Annotated in this window: 11 protein-coding genes; 9 read left to right on the top strand and 2 right to left on the bottom strand. The window is 63.2% G+C overall.

Going from position 1 to position 17,957, the window contains the following annotated elements; all coding sequences use genetic code 11:
* Positions 1–182 precede the first annotated feature (182 nt).
* Positions 183–992, bottom strand: a complete 810-nt coding sequence (locus ACLEJW_RS22490) for a gamma-glutamyl-gamma-aminobutyrate hydrolase family protein (RefSeq protein ID WP_145192542.1) — start codon at positions 990–992, stop codon at positions 183–185.
* A 400-nt stretch (positions 993–1,392) separates the two neighbouring features.
* Between ACLEJW_RS22490 and ACLEJW_RS22485 the strand changes: the two genes are divergently transcribed.
* The 9 genes from ACLEJW_RS22485 (at position 1,393) to ACLEJW_RS22445 (ending at position 17,520) form a co-directional block, all read left to right on the top strand.
* Entirely contained in the window at positions 1,393–2,418 is a 1,026-nt protein-coding gene (locus tag ACLEJW_RS22485; RefSeq protein WP_313299169.1) for an Ldh family oxidoreductase, read from the top strand.
* A gap of 148 nt (positions 2,419–2,566) precedes the next feature.
* Positions 2,567–3,763 (top strand): amino acid aminotransferase, encoded by a 1,197-nt coding sequence (locus tag ACLEJW_RS22480; RefSeq protein WP_440778278.1) that lies wholly within the window; start codon positions 2,567–2,569, stop codon positions 3,761–3,763.
* Between the two features lie 263 nt (positions 3,764–4,026).
* A complete protein-coding gene (locus ACLEJW_RS22475; RefSeq protein ID WP_440778277.1) occupies positions 4,027–5,307 on the top strand; it encodes a serine/threonine transporter in 1,281 nt (426 codons plus the stop codon).
* A 172-nt stretch (positions 5,308–5,479) separates the two neighbouring features.
* Positions 5,480–5,980 (top strand): thiol peroxidase, encoded by a 501-nt coding sequence (gene tpx, locus ACLEJW_RS22470; RefSeq protein ID WP_145192553.1) that lies wholly within the window; start codon positions 5,480–5,482, stop codon positions 5,978–5,980.
* 229 nt (positions 5,981–6,209) lie between these two features.
* Positions 6,210–7,505, top strand: a complete 1,296-nt coding sequence (locus ACLEJW_RS22465) for an MdtA/MuxA family multidrug efflux RND transporter periplasmic adaptor subunit (protein ID WP_313299161.1) — start codon at positions 6,210–6,212, stop codon at positions 7,503–7,505.
* On the top strand, positions 7,502–10,600 hold the full coding sequence (locus ACLEJW_RS22460) for an MdtB/MuxB family multidrug efflux RND transporter permease subunit (protein WP_440778276.1): 3,099 nt from the start codon (positions 7,502–7,504) through the stop codon (positions 10,598–10,600). Before ACLEJW_RS22465 ends, ACLEJW_RS22460 begins: the two co-directional genes overlap by 4 nt.
* Positions 10,597–13,704, top strand: a complete 3,108-nt coding sequence (locus ACLEJW_RS22455; RefSeq protein WP_145192561.1) for an efflux RND transporter permease subunit — start codon at positions 10,597–10,599, stop codon at positions 13,702–13,704. The genes ACLEJW_RS22460 and ACLEJW_RS22455 overlap by 4 nt, the downstream gene beginning before the upstream one ends.
* On the top strand, positions 13,701–15,188 hold the full coding sequence (locus ACLEJW_RS22450) for an efflux transporter outer membrane subunit (protein WP_313299154.1): 1,488 nt from the start codon (positions 13,701–13,703) through the stop codon (positions 15,186–15,188). Before ACLEJW_RS22455 ends, ACLEJW_RS22450 begins: the two co-directional genes overlap by 4 nt.
* A 244-nt stretch (positions 15,189–15,432) precedes the next feature.
* Entirely contained in the window at positions 15,433–17,520 is a 2,088-nt protein-coding gene (locus tag ACLEJW_RS22445) for a putative bifunctional diguanylate cyclase/phosphodiesterase (protein ID WP_313299151.1), read from the top strand.
* On the opposite strand, the gene ACLEJW_RS22440 is transcribed toward ACLEJW_RS22445, so the two are convergent.
* Entirely contained in the window at positions 17,517–17,777 is a 261-nt protein-coding gene (locus ACLEJW_RS22440; protein WP_145192570.1) for a DUF1652 domain-containing protein, read from the bottom strand. The two genes, ACLEJW_RS22445 and ACLEJW_RS22440, sit on opposite strands and share 4 nt — an antisense overlap.
* Between the last annotated feature and the right edge of the window lie 180 nt (positions 17,778–17,957).

Here is a 17,957-nt window from a genome sequence, read left to right as displayed (position 1 = left end):
AAAACGCCAGACGGCCATAGGGCAGTCATCATATCTCTTGGGAAAAAAAGATCGCGGAGACAGGCACACGCCCGCCGCCCGCATCCACGGGAGGTGTTCTGGGACCAGCAGAGGGTGACCGGGGAAGCGGGGGCGACCTTGCGCCGCCCCGCGATCAAAGCTAACGAAGCTGAATCAGCGGATCAGGCGGCCTGCTGGCGCTTGATCTGGGCTTTGCGCACCTGGGCGCGGCAGGCATCGCCGAAGGCCTGGAAGATCTTGATCGAGTCTGGGTTGCTCGCCGCCTGCCACTCCGGGTGCCACTGCACCGCGAACAGGAAAGGCGAAAGGCTCGGTGCGTGAATCGCCTCGACCAAGCCGTCTTCGGCACGGGCGATGGCTTCGATTCCCTGACCGAGATTGCGCAGGCCCTGGCCGTGCAACGAGTTCACACGAATCTGATCGGTGCCCAACGTTTCATGCAACCAGCTGCCAGGTTCGATGGTCACGCTGTGGACCTGGGCGTATTGCACCTCGACCGGATCTTCCGGGTTTTCCCGGTGATCGTTGAAGCCAGGTTCGGCGTAGACCTTCTGGTAAATGTCGCCGCCCAGGGCCACGTTGATTTCCTGCATGCCGCGGCAGACCCCGAAAATCGGCAGGCCACGCTTGAGCGCTGCCTTGACCAGCGGGATATCGAACAGGTCGCGGTTCTTGTCCTGACCCTTGCCCGGCGTTTGGTTTTCCTGGCCGTACAGGGCAGGGTCGATGTTGCTGCCGGCACCGGTCAGGTACACACCGTCGGCCATGTCCAGATAGGTCTGCAGATCCTCGATGCCACAGCAAGTAGGCACCAGGACCGGGACGCAATCGGCGAAGTCGACCAGCGGGGTGATGTATTTGTGGGTCATGACCTGATAATCATGGCCTTTGCGCTCTTGGCTACCCATGGTCATCAGGACGACGGGTTTGCGCAGGGAAGGTTGCTTGTTGCCAATGTTGCTGTTGGACATATGTCACCTTATGACAGGGCTCTGCCTGTCGTTGTTGTGCAGGTGCACGGCGTTGGCCTGCAAGTGCTACCTGAAGTCCCGAGCACTGCCGGCTCGTCACTGGGCGATTCCGGTCGGGGCTTGGTGCTAGCTTGCCAGAGCCGTTCGATATGTCAAACAAGGGAAATGGCCCTTGGGCGCCGTATTTCGGGGGCTGAAGCGATGCGAGCCTCAGCCGGCAAGGGTTTGCCGCGGGTTGAGGTCAATAATATTTAACGACGCAGTCGGCTCATTGCAGCGCTGCAATGTTCGGCATCGGGTGGATGATCTTGCTGGTCGAGACACGTATTTTCTGTCATTTAAAAGGCTGTCGTTGCACAGCATCCCTGTCGCTTGCACAATTCCAACTCAGGAGCATCAGATGTCCGCTTCCACGGCCAGCCCGCTGACCCGCATACCCTTGCACGACCTTCGCCAATTGCTGCAGCAGATATTCGAGCGCCATGGCTGCAGCGAGACGGTTGCCGCCGTGCTGGCTGACAATTGCGCCTCGGCCCAGCGCGACGGCGCGCACAGCCACGGCATATTCCGCATGCCGGGCTATGTATCGACGCTCGACAGCGGCTGGGTCGATGGTCGCGCCACGCCTCACGTCACCGATGTCGCCGCAGGCTTCGTACAGGTCGATGCCGCCGGTGGCTTCGCCCAACCAGCCCTGGCTGCAGCACGCGCGCTGCTGCTGGACAAGGCGCGCAACGCCGGCATCGCCGTGCTGGCGATTCGCAACTCGCATCACTTCGCCGCGCTGTGGCCAGATGTCGAGCCTTTTGCCGAAGAGGGCCTGGTAGCGCTGAGCGTGGTCAATAGCATGACCTGCGTGGTGCCGCATGGCGCCCGCAAGCCGCTGTTCGGCACCAACCCAATTGCTTTCGCCGCCCCGTGCGCCGGCCAGCAGCCCATTGTCTTCGACATGGCCACCAGCGCCATGGCCCATGGCGATGTACAAATCGCCGCACGCGCCGGCCAGGCATTGCCAAGCGGCATAGGTGTGGATGCCCTGGGTCAGCCGACCTGCGACCCCAAGGCGATTCTCGACGGCGGCGCGCTATTGCCGTTCGGCGGGCACAAGGGCTCGGCGCTGTCGATGATGGTCGAGTTACTGGCCGCCGCACTGACCGGGGGGCATTTTTCCTGGGAGTTCGACTGGTCCCGGCACCCTGGCGCGAAAACGCCCTGGACCGGGCAGTTGATCATCGTCATCGACCCCAGCAAGGCACAAGGCAGTCACTTCGCCCAGCGCAGCGCCGGACTCGTTGCGCAGATGCAGGCCGCCGGGTTATCGCGCCTGCCTGGCGAGCGGCGCTATCGCGAGCGTGCCATCGCCGCACAGCAGGGGGTGGCGCTGACCCAGCAGGAACTCGACGCCTTGCAAGCCCTGCGCAATTGAGTGACGAGGCGGTCCGGCAGTGGGCGCAGCGCGCGGCTGTGCAAGGTTGCATAGACAACCTTGCACGCAGGTGATGTTCCTGGGCCTCGACTCCGGGTATTCTCGGGGCAGTCATTCCGAACTGTCCTGATCCAAGGAGCTGCACGCTGTGTTCAAACATGTCGATGCCTACGCCGGCGACCCGATTCTCTCGTTGATGGAAACCTTCAAGGCCGACCCGCGCGCCGACAAGGTCAACCTGAGTATCGGCCTGTACTACGATGAGGCCGGTGTGGTGCCGCAGCTCAAGGCAGTGGATGCGGTGGAAAAGCGCCTCGCCGGCCAAGCCCACGAGGCCTCGCTGTACCTGCCGATGGAAGGCTTGGCCAGCTACCGTGAAGCCATTCAGGCGCTGTTGTTCGGTGCCGATCACCCTGCGGTCACCGGCGAGCGGGTCGCCACCGTGCAGACCGTCGGCGGTTCCGGTGCCCTCAAGGTGGGGGCCGACTTCCTCAAGCGGTACTTCCCGCAGTCGCAGGTCTGGGTCAGCAACCCAACCTGGGACAACCATCGCGCCATCTTCGAAGGCGCGGGCTTCCAGGTGAACACTTACCCGTATTTCGACCAGGCCACCCGCGGCGTCGACTTCGACGGCATGCTCGCTGCGCTGCAGCACTTGCCCGCCAACAGCATCGTGCTGCTGCACCCGTGCTGCCATAACCCCACCGGCGTCGACCTGGAACAGGGCCAGTGGCAGCAGGTGGTCGAGGTGGTCAAGGCGCGCCAGCTGATCCCGTTCCTCGACATCGCCTACCAAGGCTTTGGCCAGGGTCTGGTCGAGGACGCCTTCGCCATTCGTGAAATGGCCCGCGCCGGTGTGCCGTGCCTGGTGAGCAACTCGTTCTCCAAGATATTCTCGCTGTATGGCGAGCGTGTCGGCGGCTTGTCGGTGGTCTGTGACGACGAAGCCACCACCTTGAGCGTGCTCGGCCAGCTCAAGGCCACGGTGCGCCGCAACTATTCTAGCCCGCCCAACTTTGGCGCCCAGTTGGTGGCAGGCGTGCTTGCCGACGCCGATCTGAATGCCCAATGGGCGGCCGAGGTGGAAGTGATGCGCACGCGCATCCTTGCCATGCGCCAGGCCCTGGTCGATGCCCTGGCGGTGCTGCTGCCCGACCAGGACTTCCAGTTCTTCCTGCGTCAGCGCGGCATGTTCAGCTACACCGGTTTCAGCGTGCAGCAGGTGCGTCGCCTGCGCGATGAGTTCGGCGTGTACCTGATCGACAGCGGTCGGGTGTGCATGTCGGGGCTGCGTCCGGCCAACCTGCAACGGGTTGCCGAAGCCTTCGCGGCGGTGCAGCAGTAAGCGTGTACCGGGCCGCGTCGCGGCCCTTCTCTGCAAGTCAGCGGCCACGGGCCGTGGCGCTGACTTTTCGGTCAATAATGTTCCGGGCCTTCCCCACGCTATTGCGCTTGTAAAGACAAGTGCAACCGCCCCTCGGAAAAAGGCTTCGCAAGTGCAACCTTTCGGTGCACAATCGCGCCCCTCTTTATCCGGTTGAGTTGGGCGATCGCAGCGTTTCGCCATTCTCAGCCTGTTGCAGTCTTGCGAGTGGAGCGTCACCCGGAATGAATGAGCAGGCCCCAAGCGTTGAGCAACGCTATGCAGAATCGACCCCCGCCACCCTTGGCAACTGGTCGCGTCACGACACCACCTGGATGCTGGGCCTGTTTGGCACAGCCATCGGTGCAGGCACGCTGTTCCTGCCCATCAACGCCGGCCTCGGCGGCTTCTGGCCGTTGCTGATCCTCGCTGCGCTGGCGTTTCCCATGACCTATTTTTCGCACCGTGGCTTGACCCGCTTCGTGTTGTCCGGGCGCAGCGGCGGCGACATCACCGAGGTGGTCGAGGAGCATTTCGGCATCAAGGCCGGTGCACTGATCACCGTACTTTACTTCTTCGCGATCTTCCCGATCCTGCTGATCTACAGCGTGGCGCTGACCAACACCGTCAGCAGCTTCATCGAGCATCAGTTGCACATGACGCCACCGCCGCGGGTGCTGTTGTCGTTCGTGCTGATCCTCGGCCTGCTGGCCATCGTGCGCTGCGGCGAGCAGGCCACGGTCAAGGTGATGAGCCTGCTGGTCTACCCGTTCATCGTGGCCTTGGGGCTGCTGGGTCTGTACCTGATTCCGCATTGGACCGGTGGGATTCTTGACAGCGCTGCACAGGTGCCGTCCGGCTCGGCTTTCCTGCACACGCTGTGGCTGGCGATTCCGGTGATGGTGTTCTCGTTCAACCATTCGCCGATCATCTCGGCCTTCGCCGTCGACCAGAAACGCCGTTATGGCGAGCACGCCGACGCGCGCAGCGGGCAGATCCTGCGCCGCGCGCACTTGCTGATGGTGGTGATGGTGCTGTTCTTCGTGTTCAGCTGCGTGCTGACCCTCGACAGCGCTCAGTTGGCCGAAGCCAAGGCGCAGAACCTGTCGATCCTGTCGTACCTGGCCAACCACTTCAGCAACCCGGCCATCGCCTTCGCCGCACCATTGATCGCCTTCGTCGCCATCGCCAAGTCCTTCCTGGGCCACTACATCGGTGCCAGCGAGGGCCTCAAGGGCATCATCGCCAAGACCGGCGCGCGCCCGGCAGCCAAAACCCTCGACCGCGTGGTCGCGGCCCTGATGCTGGTGGTGTGCTGGATCGTCGCCACCCTCAACCCAAGCATCCTTCGCATGATCGAGTCGCTGGGCGGGCCGATCCTGGCCGTGCTGCTGTTCCTGATGCCGATGTACGCCATTCGCCGCGTGCCGTCGATGCGCCAATACAGCGGTGCGCTGTCGAACATCTTCGTGGTGGTGATCGGCCTGGTCGCCCTGACTTCGGTGGTGTACGGCCTGATCGGCTGATTCGCCGCCGCCCGCGCTGCAGAGCAGCCCGGAGCGCCTTTGGCGTTCCGGGCTTTTTATTGTTCACAGAAAATGCCCCGTGATCGAACAATTTGCGCGCCTGCCCATAGGCACCCGCGCGCCTTCATGCTTAACTCAGTGTCCTTTTCAAACCCCGCATAAGGATTTCGTCATGGCTCAAGTGACTCTCAAAGGCAATCCGGTTCAGGTCAACGGCCAACTGCCGCAGGTCGGCGCCCAGGCGCCGGCATTTTCCCTGGTCGGTGAAGGCCTGGCGGACAAGTCGCTGCAGGATTACGCCGGCAAGCGCAAGGTGCTGAACATCTTCCCAAGCGTCGATACCCCGACCTGCGCCACCTCGGTACGCAAGTTCAACGCCCAGGCCAACGAGCTGAACAACACCGTGGTGCTGTGCATCTCCGCCGACCTGCCGTTCGCCCAGGCGCGTTTCTGCGGCGCCGAGGGTCTGGAGAACGTGAAGAACCTGTCGACCCTGCGCGGCCGCGAGTTCCTCGAGCAGTACGGTGTGGCCATCGCCGACGGCCCGCTGGCCGGCCTGGCTGCCCGTGCCGTGGTGGTGCTGGACGAGCAAGACAAAGTGCTGCACAGCGAGCTGGTCGGCGAGATCGCTGAAGAGCCGAACTACGAAGCAGCCCTGGCTGTGCTGAAGTAACGGGACGCCTGGGGCAGGGCAGGTGCCGGAACTCGCCGGCCCACCCTTGCTCCAAGCAACACCGTGTAACGGCCCGGAACGCTTTCCGGGCCGTTTTCATTTAAAGTTCAAGCTTTTGGCAACGTAAGGCAAAGGTAAACCTCTGGTAAAGGACCTTTGCTAAAACACTGCCAGTGCTTATCGTTCACCCTCCCAAGCCGCCATTTTCTGAACAAGGTTCGTTCAACCCATGCAAGTGTCCAACTCCCGATCCCCTCGTCGCTGGCTCGTCGGCCTGCTGATCCTGCTGCTGGTGGCCTTGCTGGCCTGGTGGTTGTGGCCGGCGGCAGCACCTGAGCATAAGGACGCCAGCGCCGGGCGCGCTGGCAAGGGCATGGGCAGGCCCGGTTTCGGCGGTTCGACCGACCCGGTGCCGGTGCGCGTGGAGCCGGTGCGCGTAGGTGACTTCCCACTGTATTACAAAGCCCTGGGCACGGTCACCGCGACCAACACCGTGAACGTGCGCAGCCGCGTTGCGGGCGAGCTGGTGAAAATCCACTTCAAGGAAGGTCAGCAGGTCAAGGCCGGCGAGCTATTGGCCGAAATCGATCCGCGCCAGTACCGCATCGCCTTGCAGCAGGCCGAAGGTACGCTGGCGCAGAACCAGGCGCAGTTGAAGAACGCCCAGGTCGATGTCGCGCGTTACCAAGGCCTGTACGAACAGGACAGCATCGCCAAACAGACCCTAGACACCGCCCAGGCGCAAGTTGCGCAGTTCGCCGGTCTGGTCAAGACCAATCAGGCCCAGGTCAACGATGCGCGTCTGAACCTTGAGTTCACCCAGATCCGCGCGCCCATCAGTGGTCGAGTGGGCCTGCGTCAGCTCGACCTGGGTAACCTGGTCGCTGCCAACGACACCACCGCCTTGGTGGTGATCACCCAGACCGAGCCGATCAACGTCGCCTTCACCTTGCCGGAAACCGAGCTGGGCACGGTGCTCGAGCGCTACCGCAGCGGTGCCAGCCTGCCGGTCGAGGCCTGGGATCGCACCGACAGCAAATTGCAGGCGACCGGTGTGCTGGGCAGCATCGACAACCAGATCGACACCACCACCGGCACCCTGAAGTTCAAGGGGCTCTTCCAGAACAAGGATCTGGCCCTGTTCCCCAATCAGTTCGTCAATGTGCGTCTGCTGGCCGATACCCTCAAGCAAGTGGTCATGGCCCCGGCGGCGGCGGTGCAGTTCGGTAACGAAGGCTCGTTCGCCTATGTGGTCAACGGCGAGAACACGGTCAACATTCGCACGCTCAAGGTCGGCCCAAGCGATGGCCAGAACAGCGTGATCCTCGACGGCCTGAAGGCCGGTGACCGTCTGGTGCTCGAAGGCACCGACCGTCTGCGCGAGGGCACCAAGGTCGAGGTGGTCGAGGACAGTTCGCAGGTGCCGGCCACCCCTGGGCAGCAGTTGCAGGGGCAGGGCGCCAAGGGCTCGGCTCAGAGTGACCCGGCAGCTTCGGGTACAGCGCCAGCCAAGGCGGGCGCATGAACCTGTCACGCCTGTTCATCCTGCGGCCGGTCGCGACCACGCTGACCATGCTGGCCATCGTGCTGGCCGGCCTGATCGCCTACAAGCTGCTGCCGGTGTCGGCCTTGCCCCAGGTCGACTACCCGACCATCCGGGTCATGACCCTGTACCCCGGCGCCAGCCCGCAGGTCATGACCAGCGCGGTCACCGCGCCGCTGGAGCGCCAGTTCGGCCAGATGCCCGGCCTGGAGCAGATGGCCTCGACCAGTTCAGGGGGGGCCTCGGTGCTGACCCTGCGCTTCAGCCTGGACATGAACATGGACGTCGCCGAGCAGCAGGTGCAGGCCGCGATCAACGCCGCCAGCAACCTGCTGCCCAGCGACTTGCCGGCCCCGCCGGTGTACAACAAGGTGAACCCCGCCGACACGCCGGTCTTGACCCTGGCCATTTCCAGCAAGACCATGCCGTTGCCCAAGCTCAACGACCTGGTCGACACCCGTGTCGCGCAGAAGCTCGCGCAGATCAGCGGGGTGGGCATGGTCAGCATCGCCGGGGGTCAGCGCCAGGCGGTGCGGATCAAGGTCAACGTCGACGCCCTGGCGGCCAACGGCCTGAACCTTGATGATGTACGCACGTTGATCGGGGCGTCCAACGTCAACCAGCCCAAGGGCAATTTCGACGGCCCGACCCGAGTGTCGATGCTCGATGCCAACGATCAGCTGCGCTCGCCCGAGGAATACGCCAACCTGATCCTGGCCTACAACAACGGCGCGCCCCTGCGCCTGCGCGACGTTGCCGAGATCGTCGACGGCGCCGAAAACGAGCGCCTGGCGGCCTGGGCCAACCAGAACCAGGCGGTGCTGCTCAATATTCAGCGCCAGCCGGGTGCCAACGTCATCGAGGTCGTCGACCGCATCAAGCAACTGCTGCCGTCGATCACCGAAAACCTGCCAGCGGGCCTGGATGTGTCGGTGCTTACCGACCGCACGCAAACCATCCGCGCAGCGGTCAAGGACGTGCAGCATGAGCTGCTGATCGCCATCGTGCTCGTAGTGATGGTGACGTTCGTGTTCCTGCGTCGCTTCAGCGCCACCCTGATTCCATCGATCGCCGTGCCGTTGTCGCTGATCGGCACCTTCGGCGTCATGTACCTGGCCGGTTTTTCGATCAACAACCTGACCCTGATGGCACTCACCATTGCCACTGGGTTCGTGGTGGACGATGCCATCGTCATGCTCGAGAACATCTCGCGGCATATCGAGGAAGGTGAAACACCCTTGCAAGCTGCGCTCAAGGGCGCGCGGCAGATCGGCTTCACCTTGATTTCCCTGACCTTCTCGTTGATCGCGGTGTTGATTCCGCTGCTGTTCATGGCCGACGTGGTAGGGCGTCTGTTTCGCGAGTTCGCCATTACCCTGGCGGTGGCGATCCTGATTTCGCTGGTGGTGTCGCTGACGCTGACACCCATGATGTGCGCACGATTGCTCAAGCGCGAACCCAAGCCTGAAGAGCAGGGCCGTTTCTACCGCGCGAGCGGCGCCTGGATCGACTGGCTCATCGAACACTATGGGCGCGGTTTGCAGTGGGTGCTCAGGCACCAACCGCTGACCCTGCTGGTGGCGGTGGCCAGCCTCGCCTTGACGGTGCTGCTGTACCTGGCGGTGCCAAAGGGCTTCTTCCCGGTGCAGGACACCGGGGTCATCCAAGGCATCTCCGAGGCGCCGCAATCGACCTCGTTCGCCGCCATGAGCGAGCGTCAGCAGGCGCTGAGCGCGATCATCCTGCAAGACCCGGCGGTCCAGAGCCTGTCGTCCTATATTGGGGTCGATGGCGATAACGCCACCCTCAACAGCGGTCGTCTGCTGATCAACCTCAAGCCCCACGGCGAGCGCGACCTGACTGCAAGTGAAGTCATCGAGCGCCTGCAACCGCAACTCGACAAGCTGGTGGGCATTCGCCTGTTCATGCAGCCGGTGCAGGACTTGAGCATCGAGGACCGAGTCAGCCGGACTCAATATCAGTTCAGCCTATCGTCGCCTGATGCCGACCTGTTGGCGCAATGGAGCGGCAAGCTGGTCGAGGCTTTGCGACAACGCCCGCAGTTGCAGGACGTCGCCAGCGACCTGCAGGACAAAGGCCTGCAGGTGTACCTGGTGATCGACCGGGACATGGCCAGCCGCTTGGGCATCAGCGTGGCGCAGATCACCAACGCCTTGTACGACGCCTTTGGTCAGCGGCAGATCTCCACCATCTATACCCAGGCCAGTCAGTACCGTGTGGTGCTGCAGGCCCAGGATGCGGCGCTGATCGGCCCGTCGGCGCTGGAGTCGATACATGTCAAGGCGACCGACGGTGGCCAGGTACGCCTGTCGGCATTGGCGCACATCGAGCAGCGCCAGGCGCAGCTGGCCATCTCCCATATCGGCCAGTTCCCGGCAGTGACCCTGTCGTTCAACCTGGGGAACGGGGCTTCGCTGGGCGAGGCGGTGGAGGTGATCGGCCAGGTGCAGCAGGACATCGGCATGCCGCTGGGTATCCAGACTCGCTTCCAGGGCGCTGCGGCAGCGTTTCAGGCGTCGCTGTCGAGCACCTTGCTGCTGATTCTGGCGGCGGTGGTCACCATGTATATCGTGCTGGGGGTGCTGTACGAGAGCTACATCCACCCGATCACCATTCTCTCGACCCTGCCATCGGCTGCGGTGGGTGCGTTGTTGGCGTTGATTCTCAGCGGCAACGACCTGGGCATGATCGCGATCATCGGCATCATCCTCTTGATCGGCATCGTCAAGAAGAACGCCATCATGATGATCGACTTCGCCCTGGAAGCGGAGCGGCACCAGGGCATGGCGCCGCACGAGGCGATCTACCAGGCGGCGCTGCTGCGCTTCCGGCCGATCCTGATGACCACCTTGGCGGCACTGTTCGGCGCGGTGCCGCTCATGCTGGCCACCGGCTCAGGCGCCGAGTTGCGCCAGCCGCTGGGCCTGGTGATGGTCGGCGGTTTGCTGGTCAGTCAGGTGTTGACCTTGTTCACCACGCCGGTGATCTACTTGTATTTCGACCGCCTGGCGCGCCGTTGGCGGCCAGCCACTGATGCGCAGCAGGCCGAGGCATGAATTTGTCCGCGCCGTTCATTCGCCGGCCAGTGGCGACCATGCTGCTGAGCCTGGCGATCATGCTCCTCGGCGGCGTCAGTTTCGGCCTTTTGCCGGTCTCGCCACTGCCGCAGATGGACTTTCCGGTGATCGTGGTGCAGGCCAACCTCTCCGGCGCCAGCCCCGAGGTCATGGCCGCGACCGTGGCCACGCCGCTTGAGCGCAAGCTTGGCAGTATTGCCGGCGTAACCACCCTGACCAGTAGCTCCAACCAGGGCTCGACGCGAGTGATCATCGGCTTCGAGATGGGCCGCGACATCGATGGCGCGGCGCGCGAGGTGCAGGCGGCGATCAACGCAACGCGCAACCTGCTGCCAAGCGGCATGCGCAGCATGCCCACCTACAAGAAGATCAACCCTTCGCAAGCGCCGATCATGGTGTTGTCGCTGACCTCCAGCGTGCTGCAGAAGGGCCAGCTGTACGACCTGGCCGACACCATCCTCTCGCAAAGCCTGGCCCAGGTCAGCGGGGTAGGGGAAGTGCAGATCGGCGGCAGCTCGCTGCCGGCCGTGCGCATTGCCGTCGAGCCGCAACTGCTCAACCAGTACAACCTGTCGCTGGACGAAGTACGCAGCGCCGTGGCCGATGCCAACCAGCGCCGGCCGATGGGCTTCGTCGAAGATGCCGAGCGCAATTGGCAGGTGCGCGCCAACGACCAGCTGGAAAAAGCCAAGGATTACCAGCCGATCGTCATCCGCCAGTCCAATGGCACGATCTTGCGCCTGTCCGATGTGGCCACGATCACTGACGGCGTCGAGAACCGCTACAACAGCGGTTTCTTCAACGACCAGGGCGCTGTCCTGTTGGTGGTCAACCGGCAAACCGGTGCCAACATCATCGAGACGGTCGACCAGATCAAGGCGCAGCTGCCGGCGCTGCAATCGCTGCTGCCGGCAAGCGTGCAACTGAACGTGGCCATGGACCGCTCGCCGGTGATCAAGGCCACCCTCAAGGAAGCCGAGCACACCCTGCTGATCGCCGTGGTGCTGGTGATACTGGTGGTCTACCTGTTTCTGGGCAGCCTGCGGGCGTCGTTGATTCCAAGCCTCGCAGTGCCGGTCTCGTTGGTCGGCACGTTCGCGGTGATGTACCTGTGCGGTTTTTCCCTGAACAACCTGTCGCTGATGGCGCTGATCCTTGCCACCGGGCTGGTGGTGGACGACGCCATCGTGGTGCTTGAGAACATCTCCCGGCATATCGAGGACGGCCAGCCGCCCATGCGCGCCGCGTTCCTGGGGTCCAAGGAAGTCGGCTTCACCTTGCTGTCGATGAATGTCTCGCTGGTGGCGGTGTTCGTCTCGATCCTGTTCATGGGCGGCATCGTGCGCAACCTGTTCCAGGAGTTCTCGATCACCCTGGCAGCGTCGATCATCGTGTCGCTGGTGGTATCGCTGACGTTGACGCCAATGCTCTGTGCGCGTTGGCTCAAACCCCACCGCAGCCAGCAAACCCGCTTGCAACGCTGGAGCGACAAGGTGCACAAGCGCATGGTCGATGCCTATGACCGCAGCCTGGGATGGGCCTTGCGTCACCGGCGCCTGACGCTGATCAGTCTGCTGGCCACCATCGGCCTGAACATTGCGCTGTACGTCGTGGTGCCCAAGACCCTCATCCCGCAGCAGGATACCGGCCAGTTGCAGGGCTTCATTCGCGGCGACGATGGCTTGTCGTTCAGCGTCATGCAGCCAAAGATGGAAATCTATCGCCGGGCGCTGCTGGCCGATCCAGCAGTGGAAAGCGTGGCCGGTTTCATCGGCGGCAACAGCGGCACCAACAACGCCTTCGTGCTGGTGCGCCTCAAGCCCATCGCCGAACGCCGTGAAGACGCACAGAAAGTCATCGAACGTCTGCGCAAAGAGATGCCCAAGGTGCCCGGCGGGCGCCTGTTCCTGATGGCCGACCAGGACTTGCAGCTCGGTGGCGGGGGGCGTGACCAGACCTCATCGCAGTATCTGTACACCCTGCAGAGCGGCGACCTGGCGGCGCTGCGTCAGTGGTTCCCGAAGGTGGTCGCGGCCCTGCGTGCACTGCCGGAGCTGACCGCGATCGACGCCCGCGACGGCTCCGGCACGCAGCAGGTGACGCTGGTGGTCGACCGGGACCAGGCCAAGCGCCTGGGCATCGACATGGACATGGTCACGGCGGTGCTCAATAACGCCTACAGCCAGCGCCAGATCTCGACCATCTACGACAGCCTCAACCAGTACCAGGTAGTGCTGGAGATCAACCCCAAATATGCCTGGGACCCCAGCACGCTGGAGCAGGTGCAGGTGATCACCAGCGACGGTGCACGGGTACCGTTGTCGACCATTGCCCGCTACGAAAACAGCCTGGCGAACGACCGCGTCAGCCATGAAGGCCAGTTTGCTTCGGAAGACATCGCCTTCGACGTTGCCGCAGGCTATAGCCCCGATCAGGCCATGGCGGCAGTCGAACGCGCCGTGGCCCGGCTCGGCCTGCCCGAAGGCGTGATCGCCAAGCTTGGCGGCACCGCCAGTGCCTTCACCGAAACCCAGAAAGGCCAGCCGTTCATGATTCTCGGCGCACTGCTGTTGGTGTACCTGGTGTTGGGGATTCTGTACGAGAGCTACATCCACCCGCTGACGATTCTGTCGACCTTGCCTTCGGCAGGCGTTGGCGCATTGCTGGCGTTGTACGCGACCGGTGGCGAGTTCAGCCTGATCTCCTTGCTGGGCTTGTTCCTGCTGATTGGGGTGGTAAAGAAAAACGCCATCCTGATGATAGACCTGGCGTTGCAACTGGAGCGCCACCAAGGCTTGAGCCCAGAAGAATCGATCCGCCGTGCCTGCCTGCTCAGGCTGCGGCCGATTCTGATGACCACCCTGGCGGCCATCCTCGGCGCCCTGCCGTTGATGCTGAGCCGCGCCGAAGGTGCGGAAATGCGCCAGCCCTTGGGCCTGACCATCATCGGCGGGCTGGTCGTTAGCCAGTTGTTGACCCTTTATACGACGCCTGTGGTGTACCTGTACCTGGACCGCCTGCGTCATCGCTTCAACCATTGGCGCGGTGTCCGCACCGACGCCTCGCTGGATACGCCGCTATGAACTTCGCCCAGACTCCACTTCACCGTGCCTTGCAACTGCTGACTCGGGGCCGCGGCTCACGCCTGGCCGGGGCCGGCCTCTGCCTGGCGATGCTCAGTGCTTGTACCCTGAGCCCGGATTATCAACGCCCGACGCTGAGCACCCCGGCGCAGTACAAACAGGCCGACGGCTGGACTCAAGCCAAACCGTCCGATGCCATCGCCCGCGGTGCCTGGTGGGAAATTTACGGTGACAGCGGGCTGAACGCCCTGGTCGAAGAGCTCAATCGCAGCAACCAGACGGTTGCCCAGTCAGAAGCGCAGTACCGGCAGGCACAGGCCTTGATCCGCAGCAGCCGCGCTTCGCTGTTCCCCACGCTGGACCTGACCACCACCAAGAATCGCTCGGCGCAAGGGACGGGCAGCTCCAGCTCCAGCCTGTCCAACAACAGCAGCGGTATCCGTGACACCTACAACGCGCAGTTGGGTGTGAGTTGGGAGATCGACCTGTGGGGCAAGCTGCGCGAAACGCTCAATGCCAACCAAGCCAGCGCCGAAGCAAGCTTTGCCGACCTGGCGTCGATTCGCTTGAGCCAGCAGTCGGAACTGGTGCAGAACTACCTGCAGCTGCGCGTGATCGATGAACAGAAGCGCCTGCTCGAGGCAACCGTCGCCACTTACGAGCGGTCGCTGCGCATGACCGAGAACCAGTACCGTGCCGGGGTATCCGGACCGGACGCCGTGGCCCAGGCGCGGACCCAGCTCAAGTCCACCCAGGCCGATCTGATCGACCTGATCTGGCAACGGGCGCAGTTCGAGAATGCCATTGCCGTGCTGCTCGGCAGGGCGCCGGCCGATTTTTCCCTGGCCGACAGCAAGACCATCCCGGCGCTGCCGCAGATCCCGGTGACGCTACCGTCGCAGCTGCTGGAGCGGCGTCCGGATATCGCTGCGGCCGAGCGCAACGTGATGGCGGCCAACGCCAACATTGGCGTCGCCCGCGCCGCGTATTTTCCCGACCTGAGCCTGAGCATGAGCGGTGGTTACTCCAGCAGCAGCTTCAACAACTGGATCGAGTTGCCCAACCGCTACTGGTCGGTGGGGCCGCAACTGGCCCTGACCTTGTTCGATGCCGGTAAGCGCAGCGCCGAAGTCGACCGGGTCCAGGCGGTATACGATCAAACCGTGGCGCAATACCGGCAAACGGTACTCGACGGTTTCCGCGAAGTTGAAAACTACCTGGTGCAGCTGAAGGTGTATGCCGATGAAGCCGGGGTGCGTCAGGAGGCCCTCGATGCTGCGCGCGAATCATTGCGGCTGACCGAGAATCAGTACCGTGCCGGCCTGATCGGCTACCTTGACGTCGTCAATGTGCAAACCACGGCGCTGAGTAACGAGCGCAGTGTGCTGAATCTGCTGCAAGGCCGCCTGGTGGCCAGCGTGCAATTGATCGCCGCGTTGGGTGGCGGCTGGGACGCCGATCAGGCATTTGCCGAGCAACAGTGATGCGCTGGGCTGAAATCTGACCTGTTTGACAGGAACCTGTGGCGGCAACACGTGCCACAGGTGAGTCAAGCGACAGGTGGCAGAATGCCGCTATCTGGGTGGGGAGGCCTCTATTTCGCGGGTTTCCAGCGTAGAACGCGCTCATTGGATCCATTCCCATTCGCATAAACCCCGTGCGTTTCGCCAAAGCTTGAGTACAATCGTCAGTTTTTCGGGCCCCCTTGACCCGACCCTGGTAATCCGAATGCTGACCGGTAGTTATTCCTCTGCGCTGGTACTGATCTCACTCTGCGTAGCCATTCTGGCTTCCTACACAGCCCTCGACATGACAGGGCGCATCGCCACCGCCAAAGGCCGGGCAGTGCCGCTGTGGATGGTCGGCGGCGCACTGGCCATGGGCATCGGCATCTGGTCGATGCATTTCATCGGCATGCTCGCTTTCAGCCTGCCGGTCGATCTGGGCTATGACATCGGCCTGACTGCCTTTTCCCTGCTGATCGCCGTGCTGTCTTCAGGCTTCGCCCTGTGGCTGGTCAATCAGCCGCAGCTGCCCGCCTGGCAATTGGCGCTCGGCGCGCTGATCATGGGCACCGGCATCGCCTGCATGCACTACACCGGCATGGCGGCGCTGCGCATGCTGCCTGGAATCGACTACGACCCGGCGTTGTTCTCAGCATCCCTGGCGATAGCCGTCGGCGCATCGGCAGCCGCCCTGTGGATTGCCTTCCGCTTGCGTCTGCACACGCCCTACGTGCGGCAGATTCGCGGCCTTGCGGCCATGCTCATGGGCTTTGCCATCGTCGGTATGCACTACACCGGCATGGCTGCAGCGAATTTTCCGCAAGGCAGTTACTGCGGCGCCCTGGCCAATGGGCTGCAGGGCAATGGTCTGGTCTACCTGGTACTGATCACCACCCTGGCGGTGCTGGCGGTGGCGTTGCTCACCTCGGTGCTCGATGCGCGCATGGAGTCACGCACCGCAGCGCTGGCCCACTCCCTGACCCTGGCCAACCAGGAACTCACCCAGCTGGCGCTGCACGATACCTTGACCGGGTTGCCCAATCGCACGCTGCTGGCCGACCGGATCGACCAGGCGATTGGCAAAGTGGCGGAGCAGGGCGGCTGCTTTGCCTTGATGTTCATTGATTTGGATGGCTTCAAACCGGTCAATGACGCGTTTGGCCATCACGTCGGTGACCTGCTCCTGAAGGCTGTCGCGAGCCGCTTGCGCGGTCATCTGCACAGTCAGGATACCCTCGCCCGCATCGGCGGCGACGAATTTGTCCTGCTGGTCGAGCTGCGCGAGCCCGAAGACGCCATGGACGTAGCGGTCAAGCAAGTGAACCTGGTATCCCGGGCCTTTTGCGTAGCCGAGCATGAGCTGCAGTTGACCGCCAGCCTCGGGATCGTGCTGTACCCAGGCAACGGCCACGATCAGCTGGAGTTGCTGCGCAATGCCGACGCCGCCATGTATCACGCCAAGAGCGTCGGCAAGAACGGCTACAGCTTCTTCGATGCCTCGATGAACAGCAACGCCCGCCAGCAGCTGCAACTGTTGCAGGACCTGCGTGTGGCCCTCGAGCAGCGCCAGTTTAGGCTGCATTACCAACCTAAGTTCGACGCCCAGGCGTGCGTCGCGATCGGCGCCGAGGCGTTGTTGCGCTGGGAGCATCCGGTACACGGCCTCATACCGCCGGACCGTTTCATTGGGCTGGCAGAAAAAACCGGTCTGATCATCGCGGTCGGGGAATGGGTGCTGGATGAAGCCTGCCGGCAGATGCGGCTGTGGCTCGATGAGGGGTATGCGGGCTGGCGCATTGCAGTGAACCTATCGGCCATTCAGTTCTGCCATGCCGGCCTGGTGGACAGCGTCGCCCGTGCCTTGCAGGCCAACGGTCTGCCAGCCAACCGCCTGACGCTGGAAATCACCGAAAGCACGGCCATGCACGATGCCGACGTCAGCCTGAATGTACTGCAGCGCCTCGCGGACATGGGCGTGGACTTGTCCATCGATGACTTCGGCACGGGCTATTCCAGCTTGATGTACCTCAAGCGACTGCCGGCCAATGAGCTGAAGATCGACCGCGGTTTCGTGCGTGACCTTGAGCAGGACAGCGACGATGCGGCAATCATTACCGCGATCGTCGCACTGGGGCAGGCGCTAGGGCTGCGGATCGTGGCGGAGGGGGTCGAGACAGAAGGGCAGCAGGCGTTTCTAACCCATCTGGGCTGCGATGCCCTGCAGGGCTATTTGCTTGGCCAGCCCGTGCCGCCGGATCAGTTCATGGCCAACTTGCAAGCCTGGCATCTGCAGCGCGCCCTGGCTGTCTAGCCGACTTCGCGCAGCGGCAACACAGGGGCGAACGTATCCAGTTCGACCTCGACCGCTTCGATGATGCGTTCGACGTCCGCTGCGGCCATGATGGCCGTGCACGGGATGCCGGCAATGGCCAGCAAGGTCTCGCCCGTGGCACGATCGAACAACCGGACGACCATGCTGCGCGGGGCATCCATACAGGCTTCGAAGCCCAGTGGATGAAAGTGCCAGCGCATTACCTGGCAAGCATTGGGAAACGTCATCTTGTTCATGCCTGCCTCCTTGTCCGCATCGGGACCTGTTCGGCGAATGGGCGCTGGCGGGGCGGTCGGGAAGGTAACGATAGCACCTGACATAGACCACAATGCTGGTGAAATAAGGCAATTGTTCGAGCCCATGAAACCGTTCACATTGCTCGGCGATGGCGCTTGCAGCCGGATAGGCGTGCGCAA

The organism is Pseudomonas sp. SMSB3, from assembly GCF_052041965.1.
Classification (GTDB): domain Bacteria; phylum Pseudomonadota; class Gammaproteobacteria; order Pseudomonadales; family Pseudomonadaceae; genus Aquipseudomonas.
The sequence above is the reverse complement of the archived record's forward strand: the minus strand, read 5'-3'. Positions and strand labels throughout refer to the sequence as shown.